The organism is Flavobacterium laiguense, from assembly GCF_003097655.1.
GTDB lineage: Bacteria > Bacteroidota > Bacteroidia > Flavobacteriales > Flavobacteriaceae > Flavobacterium > Flavobacterium laiguense.
Genome location: NZ_QCZH01000001.1, coordinates 543,215 through 555,457 on the forward strand (window position 1 = coordinate 543,215; position 12,243 = coordinate 555,457).

10 protein-coding genes are annotated in these 12,243 nt (G+C 40.7%); 4 read left to right on the forward strand and 6 right to left on the reverse strand.

Features of this window, described 5'->3' with window-relative positions; translation table 11 throughout:
• The first annotated feature begins 72 nt into the window (after positions 1 to 72).
• From DB891_RS02210 to DB891_RS02220, 3 genes are all read left to right on the forward strand, one after another.
• Positions 73 to 1,554 (forward strand): DUF1254 domain-containing protein, encoded by a 1,482-nt coding sequence (locus DB891_RS02210; RefSeq protein WP_116760122.1) that lies wholly within the window; start codon positions 73 to 75, stop codon positions 1,552 to 1,554.
• Between the two features lie 296 nt (positions 1,555 to 1,850).
• Positions 1,851 to 3,143, forward strand: coding sequence for a DUF1254 domain-containing protein (locus tag DB891_RS02215; RefSeq protein ID WP_223256036.1), 1,293 nt, complete (start codon positions 1,851 to 1,853; stop codon positions 3,141 to 3,143).
• Positions 3,144 to 3,225: 82 nt separating this feature from the next.
• Positions 3,226 to 4,038: a hypothetical protein gene (locus DB891_RS02220; protein WP_116760123.1), complete on the forward strand. Its 813-nt coding sequence runs from the start codon at positions 3,226 to 3,228 to the stop codon at positions 4,036 to 4,038.
• A 78-nt stretch (positions 4,039 to 4,116) separates the two neighbouring features.
• Here the strand turns inward: DB891_RS02220 and DB891_RS02225 are convergent, their stop codons facing one another.
• From DB891_RS02225 to DB891_RS02250, 6 genes are all read right to left on the reverse strand, one after another.
• Positions 4,117 to 4,347 (reverse strand): ferredoxin, encoded by a 231-nt coding sequence (locus DB891_RS02225; RefSeq protein ID WP_116760124.1) that lies wholly within the window; start codon positions 4,345 to 4,347, stop codon positions 4,117 to 4,119.
• A complete protein-coding gene (locus tag DB891_RS02230; protein WP_116760125.1) occupies positions 4,347 to 5,588 on the reverse strand; it encodes a peptidase U32 family protein in 1,242 nt (413 codons plus the stop codon). Before DB891_RS02230 ends, DB891_RS02225 begins: the two co-directional genes overlap by 1 nt.
• A gap of 280 nt (positions 5,589 to 5,868) precedes the next feature.
• Positions 5,869 to 6,309, reverse strand: coding sequence for an IS200/IS605 family transposase (tnpA, locus tag DB891_RS02235; RefSeq protein ID WP_116760126.1), 441 nt, complete (start codon positions 6,307 to 6,309; stop codon positions 5,869 to 5,871).
• A 22-nt stretch (positions 6,310 to 6,331) separates the two neighbouring features.
• Entirely contained in the window at positions 6,332 to 7,699 is a 1,368-nt protein-coding gene (trhO, locus tag DB891_RS02240; protein ID WP_116760127.1) for an oxygen-dependent tRNA uridine(34) hydroxylase TrhO, read from the reverse strand.
• Positions 7,700 to 8,134: 435 nt separating this feature from the next.
• Positions 8,135 to 9,805, reverse strand: a complete 1,671-nt coding sequence (locus DB891_RS02245) for a SulP family inorganic anion transporter (RefSeq protein WP_116760128.1) — start codon at positions 9,803 to 9,805, stop codon at positions 8,135 to 8,137.
• A gap of 24 nt (positions 9,806 to 9,829) precedes the next feature.
• Positions 9,830 to 10,801 (reverse strand): polyphosphate kinase 2 family protein, encoded by a 972-nt coding sequence (locus DB891_RS02250; protein ID WP_116760357.1) that lies wholly within the window; start codon positions 10,799 to 10,801, stop codon positions 9,830 to 9,832.
• 283 nt (positions 10,802 to 11,084) lie between these two features.
• On the opposite strand from DB891_RS02250, the gene DB891_RS02255 reads away from it, so the two are divergent.
• Complete coding sequence (locus DB891_RS02255; RefSeq protein ID WP_116760129.1) at positions 11,085 to 12,233, forward strand: efflux RND transporter periplasmic adaptor subunit; 1,149 nt, start codon at positions 11,085 to 11,087, stop codon at positions 12,231 to 12,233.
• Positions 12,234 to 12,243: the final 10 nt, after the last annotated feature.

Consider the following 12,243-nt stretch of genomic DNA (forward strand, 5'->3'; position numbering starts at 1 on the left):
AAACAGCATTAATAATCCTCCAAAAAAACAGTATTAAATTGAGTATATTGCCAACTATTAAATTTAAATAATATGAAACAAAAAATAAAAATAAAAGCCCTGCTATTCACAGCTATAGCGGCAATAACTCTCAGTAGCAATCAATCTGCAACGGCACAAACATCGCACTTTGATGAATTGAGCAAGCTACCGTTCCCTGGGGGTTACCCGACCAAGGAAGCGGCGAACCAATTGCAGGACGAACTGCAATTTCAACGAGCCTGCCAAGTCTATATGTGGGCTTTGCCGGCAATGAACATGATGTCCATGCGTCTGGCTTCGGAGAAAACCTTTGGAGATGCCTACAACATCGTGCCGATGTGGAAGGATCGCCCCAACGCCAACACCATCATTACCACGGCCAATCCCGACGTGATCTACGCCATGAGCTATGTGGACTTGAAGAAGGACGGGCCTATAGTTGTCGATCTGCCGCCGCAGATGCAGGGATTGTTCGACGATATGTGGCACCGATCCATTTCGGACATCGGTTTCGCTGGCCCCGATGCGGGCAAGGGCGGCAAGTATCTGCTTCTGCCGCCAGATTACAAAGGGAATGTGCCGAAGGGTTATTTTACATTCACCTCGGCCACCAACCGAGTATTTATTTTCGTGCGTGGCTTTTTCAAGGGCAGCGACTTGGCACCGACCGTGGCATCAATGGAAAAATTGCGCATCTATCCGCTGGCACAAAAGGACAATCCAGCGAAAATGCAGTTCCCCAATGCCTCGGCAGTGAAGCTGGACATGGATTTCCCCAGGGACATCAGTTACTTTGAGAACCTCGCCAAGTTCATCAACGAGGAGCCAGCCGCACCCGAAGACTTCTATATGCGTGGAGTGGCTGCCAGCATCGGCATCGTCAAAGGCAAACCTTTCGCCCCGGACGACCACATGAAGACCATTCTCCAGAAGGGTGCGGAGGTCGGTTACAAGATGGCAGCCAACGTCTCATTGAGCAGTTACGGCCAAATTCCGGGTGTTCGCCTTTATCCAGACCGCCAGTGGGAAACCCTGTTCCTCAGTGGTAGTACAACTTTCGACACGCCAACGCACCGATCCGTGGACGAGCAGATCGCCTTCTTCCACAAGGCCTACTCGATGTCTCCCGCCATGGTGGTGAAGATGCCTGGAAAGGGTGCACAATACGTAGCCACGTTTCACGATTCCGAAGGTGAGTATTTTTCGGGTGAAAACTCTTATATGCTGTATGTTCCAGCTAATGCACCTGCGAAGAATTTCTGGTCTATTGTCCTATATGACATCGAGACTCGTTCCCTGCTAGACAACGGTCAGCCGTTCCCCGCCTTCGCTTCCAATAACGGCCAGATGAAGTTGAATGCCGACGGCTCCGCCGACTTCTTTTTCGGCCCGGCCGCGCCGACCGATGCCAAATTAAACTGGATCAAGACGGTACCTGGCAAAGACTTCTTCCCCGGCCTTCGGTTCTACGCCCCGACCGAGGGCTTCTTCGACAAGACATGGAAACCTGGCGATGTAGTGAAGGTGAAGTAAATCAGCAAATAAAAGCACTATAATAAAAAACAATTCCGCAACAGTCATCTCAAAAGGGGACTGTTGCTTTTTTCCAAACATAACTGATTAAATTACAAATGCAAATGAAACACAAAACAAAAATCACAGCACTGCTATTCACAGCAATAGCAGCAATAAGTTCTGATGGGTTTGCTCAGCAAGTCCAAGCTCCAAAAACCGCTGCTGGGACAAAAATAGTTGACACTCGAATTGGCAAAATCACCCTGGAGAATGGAACGCCAACAAAAGAGTCCGTTGACAAACTCTATAATGAAATGGACTTTCAACGTGCATGCCAGGCTTACATCTGGGGTATTCCAGCTGTAGCCTTGAGCCAGTTTAAAAAAGCGAGCAACGATATCAAGGTGAGTAACGGGCAGTTCATAATCTTTGCCACTTTCGAGTCAAAGCTCGGTATTATCACGCCAAATTATACAACGCCCTATGTAGCGACCGTAGCCGATCTTGAAAAAAGCGGTCCTGTGGTGATAGAATTACCAAAAGGCTTGATGGCAGGAATGGCATTGGACGCATGGCAACGGGTGTTGACAGATCTTGGTGCTATTGGGCCTGACAAAGGGGAAGGCGGAAAATACCTCTTCGTGGGTCCCGGTCAAACTGTTCCGAAAGTGGAAGGTTACCATGTTATCCAATCCCCAACCTTCAATATATTTTATGGAGTCCGACTTCTCGATGCGGATGAAAAAAAAGCTATTGCAGAGCTTACACCACTGATAAAAAGTTATCCTTATAGCGAACGCAATAATATACCTAAAGAACAGACCGAACCGCTTGGTGAGGTAAAATGGAGCCAAATACAACCACATGGAATGGAATACTGGGAACGTTTGGCAGATGTTGTTCAGCAAGAACCGGTAGAGGAACGTGACCGTTTCTTTATGGCCCAACTCCGTTTTTTAGGAATTGAAAAAGGTAAACCATTCAACCCAACAGCTGAGCAAAAACAAATTTTGCTGGAAGCCGAAAAAGTGGGTGAGTTGATGGTAGAGGCGAATTCGAGCGACAAACGATTTGCGCCTTCTTATTGGTCAGGTACAAGCTGGAAAGATGCGGTAGTATCTGATGTTAATCAGCGTTCCGAAAATTATGAGCAGTTAGACGAACGTTCTTCCTGGGCTTACGAAGCTTTTACCATTTCAAGAGGAATGAAAAGTACTACTCCCGGATTTGGTCAACGTTATATGGTAACATATACTGACAAAGGCGGAGATTTATTAGATGGTGGTAAAAATTATGTGCTGCATGTACCGTCAAATCCCCCAGCAACACAGTTTTGGTCAGTTACTGCATACGATGAAACCACTCGGTCGTTTGTAGTTTCTGCAACAAAGAAAACAGATCTTTCTTCCCGTAGGAAAAGTGTTGTTACCAATGCAGACGGTTCGGTGGATGTATATTTTGGACCTACAGAGCCAAAAGGACATGAGAACAATTGGGTGCAAACCGTGGCTGGTAAAGGTTGGTTCCCATATTTCCGTTTCTACGGTCCTACCGAAGCAGTTTTCAATAAGAGCTGGCAACTGAAAGACATTGAGAAGGTGAAATAAAAAATAATCCAGCAACAGTCATCTCAAAAGGTGGCTGTTGCTTTTTCAACTTAACTGATAAATAACAATAACAGCAAATACAATGAAACGCAAAACCAAAATAACAGCACTGCTGCTTGCACTTTCACTAGCTTCCATTGCTCAGGACAAACCAAAACCTGCCTCAGGCGATGCAGCCGAACTTGCCAAGAAATTATCAAACCCCATTGCTTCCCTCATCAGCATGCCTTTTCAAAACAATACCGATGTGGGTATTGGCGCTTATAATGGTTCCAGAAACACGTTGAATTTCCAACCCGTAATTCCAATCTCGTTGTCTCCTAGTTTGAATATCATTACTCGTGTCGTGCTTCCCATTATAACCCAACAGGACATAACAGCTCCCGGAGTCAAACAAACGGGTTTAAGTGATGCCGTTGTAAGTGCATTTTTCTCCCCTGCCGAAGCCAAAAACGGTATGACTTGGGGTGTTGGGCCAGCGATTTTGGTACCAACCGCCAGCGATAAAGTATTGGGAACCGAAAAACTGGGTGTTGGGCCTACAGCGGTAATATTAAAACAAGCCAACGGTTGGACGTATGGAGCATTGGTCAACCAAATTTGGTCGGTTGCAGGAAGCACTAGCAGAGCCGATGTCAATCAGATGTTTGTGCAGCCTTTCTTTGCTTACAACTGGAAAAGTGGAGCAGGAGCAGGTGGAAACTTTGAAATCACACAAAATTGGGAAGGAAACGCAACAGCTGTTTATTTTAATCCAACCATAACGGGGATTACAAAATTAGGAACTCAAATGGTACAATTGGCCGTGGGTCCTCGTATTCCGGTATCGATTCCTGATGGCAGCCGACCAGATTTTGGAATTAGAGCCGTTTTGAATTTTGTTTTTCCTAAATAAAAATTTATCAACACTTAAAACAAAAACCTATTCCGCTTCAAAATGGAATAGGTTTTTTTATGTTTAAAAGAAGAACTTCTACGTCTCTTTCGCCGAAATAATCTTCACAGGACAGGCTTTGGCAGCCAATTCACAGCTTTCGAAAATAGTGTGGTCGGGTGATTTCAACGTAAAAAAACCTTTGGCATTCACACTTTTAATCAACACTGATTTTCCGTCTTTTTTGGACATCTGAAATTGAACGGGTGCCATTTCTACGCAATAGTTACAGCCGATGCATTTGTCTCTCTGTAGTGTTACAATAACCATTAGGCTTCCACTATTTTATATAATTTATCGGACATTCGGATTCTGAAAGGCAATTTGAAAGTACAATCGTCTCCTTTTGTGGCTTTCTCTGCAGTGATATCATTCACATACATTTCTTCAATAATCATTTCTTGCGCTCCCGTGCTTGGACCTGTCACCAATATTTTATCTCCAATTTTAATATCGTAGGCTTCAATTTTGAATTGACCAATGGCGGCTTTTGGAAAAAAATGGGTTCCTTTCCCCACATATACTTTCTTCTGGGTCGCTACAGATCCTGAAACATCGCTCCATTCTCCCAATTCCTGTCCGAGATAATATCCTGCCCAAAATCCACGATTGTAAACCGTATTCAGCGCTTCCATCCAAACCGCAATTTTTTCTTTAGAAAATGAACCTTCGTAATAACTATCTATAGCTTCACGGTAGGTTTTAATTACGGTAGCCACATATTCCGGAGCGCGGCCTCGTCCTTCAATTTTTAAGACTTGAATGCCCGAATTTATCACTTGATCTAAGAAATCCAATGTGCATAAATCTTTTGGGGACATCAAATATTCATTGTCCACTTCAATTTCAAAACCGGTTTCCTGGTCGATAACGGTGTATTTCTTGCGACAGTTTTGTTTGCAGGCGCCACGGTTTGCCGAAGAATTATTGGAATGTAAACTCAAATAGCATTTTCCCGAAACGGCCATACATAAAGCACCGTGTCCGAAGATTTCGATTTCCACCAATTTTCCATTTGGCCCTTTGATTTGTTCTTTTTCGATTTGAGCGGTAATACTTTTTACTTGACGTAAGCTCAATTCTCGGCTTAAAACCATCGTATCGGCAAAAAGGCTATAGAACTTTATGGTTTCGATATTGGTAACGTTCAATTGGGTCGAAATATGGACTTCCATTCCAATTCCTCTTGCCATGGCAATCACGGCTTGGTCTGAAGCAATTACGGCTGTGATATTGGCTTCTTTGGCTTTGTTCAACAATGTCTTTACTACCGATAAATCGTGATCGTAAATAATGGTGTTCAACGTCAAATAACTTCTAACGTTTTTGGCTTCGCAACGACGGGCAATTTCTTGTAAATCGTCCATCGTGAAATTTACCGAAGCACGAGCGCGCATGTTCAATTGCTCAACGCCAAAGTAAATGGAATCGGCACCATTGTCTAATCCAGCTTGAAGTGACTCAAAGTTCCCTGCGGGAGCCATAAGTTCTATTTTGTTGTTTGTTGTCATTTTGATTTGTATTGTCTCCAACGGTTGAAACCGTTGGTTATGGTTTTGTGTTTGTTTTCGTTTTTCAACTATAGCCCACGGTTTCAACCGTGGGGAACGTATTGTTGAATATTTTATTTTTAATGTTGGGATTCGCTGTATTGTCTCCAACGGTTAAAACCGTTGGTTATGGTTTTGCGTTTACATTCGTTTAGTTTGAAATAATTGAAAGTGGCTTTGCGTCTGTTTTCGTTTTTCAACTATAGCCCACGGTTTCAACCGTGGGAAACGTATTGGTTTATCATCCATTGGAATTGTTCAATCCATGTAATTTTATAAATTCATCGAATTCATCTTGACCATTTTTCTTTAGGTGGTGTTGTTTTTGATTTTTTATATAATTATAAACAACTTCTAACTGGGATTCACTCACTGAATAACCAGCAAAGCCCGTTTGCCATGCAAATTTTTCAAGGATTAGATTTTCTCCATTGATAGAATGAGAAGAACTTCCTTTTATTTGCTTTATCACATCTGTAATAGATTTTTGTGGATTCAATAAAAACAAAGCATGTACATGATCAGGCATGCCATTAATAATTCTAACTGGGCATCCAAGGTCAATTAATTCCTCACGGATATAATCATATACTTTTTTCTCTATTGAAAAATCAATTAATTCCTGACGATTTTTGGTTGCCCAAATAGCATGAATCCATAACTTATTAAAAGAATGTGACATATAAATTAGTTTGAAATTTCTACTAATTTACAATTTTATATAATTTATCAGATAATCGAATGCGGAATGGCACTTTAAAAGTACAAGTTTCACCCGCTACCCCTTTAGCGGAAGCGATTTCATTGACAAACATTTCGTCAATAATCAATTGTTGCTCGCCAGTTGTTGACCCTTTGATCAGGATTTTATCGCCAACATTAATTTCGTTTTCTTCAATCAAAAACTGGGCAATACTTGGTTTTGGAAAAAAGTGGGTTCCTTTCCCGATGTATTGTTTTTTTATTTTCACTTCCTTTTTAAGCAGCGGTTTTGATTTTTTTAAATCGCTAAGATTAGGAACATTTGCCAAAGGGTCTTGATTGTTTTTGAATGTCAAAACCTCTGATTTTCCTTTTTTGAAGATTTTATTTCCGTTTTTGATTCCTCTTCGAATGGCTTTTTGCTCTTCTTCCGGCAAATGGATTACCGTTACACATTCAGTCGAACAACAGCCTTGCATTTTCTCCTTGCAAGAATCACATTGAATGAACAATAAATGACAACCTTCATTAACACAATTGGTATGCACATCACAAGGTTCACCACATTGATGGCATTGAGAAACGATATCATCTGTGATTCTTTCACCCAAACGGTGGTCAAACACAAAGTTTTTACCAATGAATTTGCTTTCTAGCCCTTCTGCTTTTACTTGACGGGTGTATTCAATAATACCGCCTTCGAGTTGGTACACATTTTCAAAACCTTTGTGCTTGAAGTACGCACTGGCTTTTTCGCAACGGATACCACCGGTGCAATACATCAAGAGTTTTTTGTCTTGTTTGTGTTCTGCTAATTGTTCTTCTATAATGGGCAACGATTCTCTAAACGTATCCACATCGGGTCTAATGGCTTTGGTAAAATGACCAATTTCGGATTCGTAATGATTACGCATGTCGACCAAAATGGTATTTGGATCTTCAAGCAATGCATTGAATTCTGCGGCTTTTAGATGGATTCCGATATTGGTTACGTCGAAAGTGTCGTCTTCCAGTCCATCGGCAACAATCTTGTCGCGAACTTTTACGGTGAGTTTCAAAAAGGAATGATCGTCATGCTCTACAGCAATGTTCAAACGGATTCCCTTCATGAAATCGTATTGTTCTATAGTATTTTTGAATTCGTAGAAATGGTCTGCCGGCAACGAAAGCTGTGCGTTGATACCTTCGTGGGCAACATAAATTCTTCCCAGAACCTCGAGTGGGTTCCATGCCAGAAATAATTCATTACGAAATTGAGTTGGATTTTGAATTTGCGCATAGGCGTAAAAAGACAATGTGAGACGTTGCTTTCCGGCATCGTCAATCATAGTGGCTCTTTCCTCTGCGCTTAAAGTGTTGTACAGTTGCATGCTATAAACTAATTTAAGTTGAGAAAATATGGGTTGATTCTAATTTATGGTTCCAATTATTTTGGGAATACGCATTTGAAATCGGGCGCAAAATTAGTGAACTTTTGGGATTTTTAGGTGTTAATTAGCGGAATATTGTGATTTACTATTTTTAATGATAGTCTACGGGTTTGGGTGAGGGATTACTTCACCTTTAATTTATATTCATAGGAGTTCAGCGAATTTCATTTGTAGCTAGCTACCAAAGCAGTGTGGATAGCCCGACATCAATGTTATTAAGTCAAGGGTTTCTTTCTAAGTTTTTCCTGAGTCTAGCTCTCGCAAAGGCGCTAAGACGCAAAGTTTAGAGCCGTTTTCTTTGCGTCTCCGCGTCTTTGCGAGATAAAAACGGAACTTAACTTTAATTGTATTGAGCCCGACAGCAGGTGCTACTTTCTAATTATTTTTTGTTGCTTCGACTACTAAATCATCTACCGAAACAAAACGGCTGATGTGACCTAAAAGAGATTCTAAGTTTTCATCGCGCAAAATGTCACGAACTTCCGAGCGGGCTTCGGCAATTTTTAGCGAAATATTTTTAGCTTTCAGATCTAAAAAAAGATGTTTTAAAAAGCGAGCCCCAGCAATATCGATATGAGGAGAGGAATTGAGGTCTAATATTATTGTTTTTAATGGGTTAGTTTCACGGTTGATCTTTGCCCATATTTGCTCTTTGATGTATTCGGAGTTAAAATACAATATAGCCGATTCGACGCGAACAATCAATACACCTTCGATGCTTTCGTTGTCGGGATGGCGCTCTATGTCAGAATAACGTTTGGTACCAGGGATTCTGCCTAAAAAAGCGACGTTTGGGTTAGAAGTTTGTTTTATCAATAACACTAAAGTTACTATAGCTGCCAGTAAAACGCCTGTTAAGATTCCCCAAATGAGTACTCCGATAAGTGCAATCATGGCAACGTAAAATTCCTGTTTGTTTATTTTATACAAATGCTTCATTTCCTTTAGATCGAAAAGGCCTCTGATGGCTACCAACACGATGGAAGCCAAAATTACTGTTGGGAGATTTTGGAGAAATCCAGTTAAAAACAATAAACAGATTGCAATGGTTGCTGATGCGAATACTAAGGATAATGGTGTTTTGGCGCCAGCAGTATCGTTTACAGCAGATTGGGATAGACCTCCAGCAACTGGGTAACCTTGTCCGAATGCTACGGCGGCATTTGCTACTCCAATTGCTAATAGTTCTTGGCGTGGGTCGATGATATATCCGTTTTTTTGTGCCAATGTTCTTGCTGCCGATACGCTTTCGATATACGACAATAAAAAGCAGGCCAAAGCTAATGGGAGCACTCCGTCTACATCTCGAAGACGTAAAGAAGGTAAATGAAACTCAGGTAACCCAGTAGGGATAATGCCGACGGTTTTGAATCCTTGAACCCCTAGAGAAGTTGTCGAAATGAGTATAATGGACAGAACTACAATTAAGATAGCCACAGGTCGTCCGGGAGCCATTTTTTCGCCAACAATTAGAATGATAATAGCGGCAATACCAAAAATAAAAACGGCAGTATTAGTGTCGGGGAGTTGTTGAAAAAGGGTAATGATGCGATCCAGAAAATTCTCGCCACCACCTTTTACTCCAAATAATTTGGGTAATTGGGTTAAACCTATGGTTATGGCAGCACCGGCTTTGAATCCCACCAAAACGGTTTCGCTGATAAAATTTATTATACCGCTCAATCGTAAGAGGTAAGCAAGAATTGCCATTACTGCAAATACCAGAGCCGTGAGTGATGCGATATCAGCCCAGCGTTGTACATCTCCGTTGGCCATATCGGCAATGGTGGTGCCGATAAGTAAAGAAATTGCCGATGTGGGACCAATGGCCAATTGCTTACTGGTTCCCAAAAGGGCATAAAATAACCCGCCTATGAGATAACCGTAAATTCCATATTGCGGAGGAAGACCCGCGAGGGTGGCGTATGCCAATGATACGGGAATTCCATAAGCTGCTAGTGTTATTCCGGCTACAAAGTCGCTTTTTAAGGTTTTGGCTTTGTATTTTTTAATCCAGTCCGTTGGAGGAAAAAAATTTGAAGTCATAAATTTGAAATTCAAAAAAGTATATTAGTCTTTCTCGTCCAGCAATGCTTGTTTAACAGCATTCAACTCAGCTATTTTGGCTGCGCTTACTTTTGGGTATTCTAAATCCATTTCCTCCAATGCGGTGATTATGGCCGATGCAATGGCGATGCGGGCGTAGGATTTGTTATCGGCGGGAATAACATACCAAGGCGATTTTTTGGTAGAGGTGTTTTTTATTAATTCCTCGTAAGCATGCATGTAGTCCTTCCAGTATCCTCGTTCTTTGACGTCTGTGGCACTGAATTTCCAGTTTTTGTCCGGATCGTCCACACGTTCTATAAAACGTTCTTTTTGCTCTTTTTTAGAAACGTTAAGGAAAAATTTGATTACGATGGTTCCGTTTCTGTTTAAGTATTTTTCGAAATTTCGAATGTCTTGAAAACGTTCCTCCCAAATGTCTTTGGTAATCAATTTTTCGGGGAGTTTTTGGTTTTTTAAAATTTGTTCGTGTACACGCACCACCAATACTTCCTCGTAATACGAACGGTTAAAAATTCCGATTCGTCCACGTTCCGGTAAATGTTTTTGGCAACGCCATAAAAAATCGTGATCCAACTCCTCGGAACTAGGCGCTTTGAATGAAGAAACTTGACATCCTTGTGGGTTTACGCCAGACATCACATGTTTGATAGCGCCATCCTTACCCGCAGCATCCATAGCTTGAAAAACGAGTAATAACGACCATTTATCCTGAGCATATAATATGTCTTGCATAGTAGCCAGTGCATCAACACCGATTTGCAAGGTTTGATTTACCAATGGTTTTCCTTCGTCGCCTAAATTAAAACTGGCTTTGGTTTCATAGTCTTTCAGTTTAAAACCATCGCCATCACCAACGCAATATTGTTTGGAAAATTTTTTGGCTCGTTGCACCAGTTCTTTTTTGCTTAAAGCACTGAGGTTAATTACCCTTTCTTTAAAGTCATTCGAGTCTTTATTATTTGATTTAGGCATAATTGGGAATTTTGTAGTTAGTGGCATGGTTGTTGAAAGCTGGTAAGTTCTGTTTTTTTGATAAAAAGAAATAGAATCGACTGTACTAATTTAGTGAAAAAACAATAACAGGAATTGTTTTTATTAGGAATGATTTAGGGATTGGTTGGTGTAATTTAAAATAATAATAAATTTTCTATTTTTTTATTAATTATTAAGACTTATTCTCTCGTTTTTTGTAATTTGATACCGCTGATAAATATAAATCAGTATTTTTGTTTCTATTAATTTTAATAAAAATTTTATGACTGCACTGAAAAAGATTAAAATATTATTTTTTGTTATAGCTTTCTCGGCTTTATGGATTTCTTGTAAAAAGGAAGTAGCACCAGAGGCCAAGCCCCTAGAAATTTCGGTTGTAAAAGTGCTGCAACAGGATGTAAGACTCGAATCAGAATTCACTGGACAAACGTTTGGACAATCGGATATACAGATTAACCCTAGAGTTGATGGTGTGATTGAAAGCCTTAATTTTAAAGAAGGAGGTTTGGTGACCAAAGGACAATTGTTATACACCATTGATCCGTTGCCCTACCAGGCCAAATTAAACGAGGTTGAAGGAACGCTGGCAGAGGTAGAAGCCAGATTGGCTAAAACCAAATCGGATTATGATATGATGGTTCCGTTAGCCAAAATGAATGCGGTTAGCCAAAGGGAATTAATAGCGGCCAAAGCGGCCTATAATGCTTCAACAGCCTCCATAAAAGCAGCGATGGCAAATTTACAAAACGCAAAAATAGAATTAGGATACTGCAGAGTTGTTGCTCCAATTTCTGGATTGATTGGAATATCAAAAGTTAGGCAAGGTGATTATGTTCGCCCGGGAGCACTTTCAGTTTTAAATACGATTTCAGATTTAGGAGATGTTAGAGTTCGATTTACGATGAGTGAACAAGAATATCTTCGAATTTTTAGAGAAATTACAAAGAAAAATTCAAGCCTAGTAGGAGCAGGAAAATCAGTGTCATTACAGTTGTCGGACGGGTCGATTTATCCAGAAACTGGTAAAATAAGTTTTGCAGATAGACAAATAGATCCCACTACCGGTGCTGTAACTATTGAAGCTGCATTTGCTAATCCGGATCGATTAATTCGACCAGGTCAATTTGCTAAAATTCTAGTAGTTACAGATGTTCGTAATAATGCATTACTTATACCTCAACGTTCTGTTATTGAAATGCAAGGGGTTTTTCAAGTTTATGTTTTAGACAAAAACAATAAAGTAGAAATGAAAATGATACAAGTTGGTCCGGCATACAAAGATTCTTATATCGTTACTGAAGGATTAACTGCAAATGATGAAATTGCAATGGGAGGAACTATGTTGTTGAAAGGTGGAAGTATTATTACTCCAAAGTTTATAGATTGGATTCCAGGTAAAACAGAAAATTAATCAGCGCTAA

Bases quoted from the DNA above. Each gene is read 5' to 3' on its own strand.
- DB891_RS02255 (WP_116760129.1), top strand. From the start codon at position 11,085: ATGACTGCACTGAAAAAGATTAAAATATTATTTTTTGTTATAGCTTTC.
- DB891_RS02250 (WP_116760357.1), bottom strand. From the start codon at position 10,801: ATGCCTAAATCAAATAATAAAGACTCGAATGACTTTAAAGAAAGGGTA.
- DB891_RS02220 (WP_116760123.1), top strand. From the start codon at position 3,226: ATGAAACGCAAAACCAAAATAACAGCACTGCTGCTTGCACTTTCACTA.
- DB891_RS02245 (WP_116760128.1), bottom strand. From the start codon at position 9,805: ATGACTTCAAATTTTTTTCCTCCAACGGACTGGATTAAAAAATACAAA.
- trhO (WP_116760127.1), bottom strand. From the start codon at position 7,699: ATGCAACTGTACAACACTTTAAGCGCAGAGGAAAGAGCCACTATGATT.
- DB891_RS02230 (WP_116760125.1), bottom strand. From the start codon at position 5,588: ATGACAACAAACAACAAAATAGAACTTATGGCTCCCGCAGGGAACTTT.
- tnpA (WP_116760126.1), bottom strand. From the start codon at position 6,309: ATGTCACATTCTTTTAATAAGTTATGGATTCATGCTATTTGGGCAACC.
- DB891_RS02225 (WP_116760124.1), bottom strand. From the start codon at position 4,347: ATGGTTATTGTAACACTACAGAGAGACAAATGCATCGGCTGTAACTAT.
- DB891_RS02215 (WP_223256036.1), top strand. From the start codon at position 1,851: ATGGACTTTCAACGTGCATGCCAGGCTTACATCTGGGGTATTCCAGCT.
- DB891_RS02210 (WP_116760122.1), top strand. From the start codon at position 73: ATGAAACAAAAAATAAAAATAAAAGCCCTGCTATTCACAGCTATAGCG.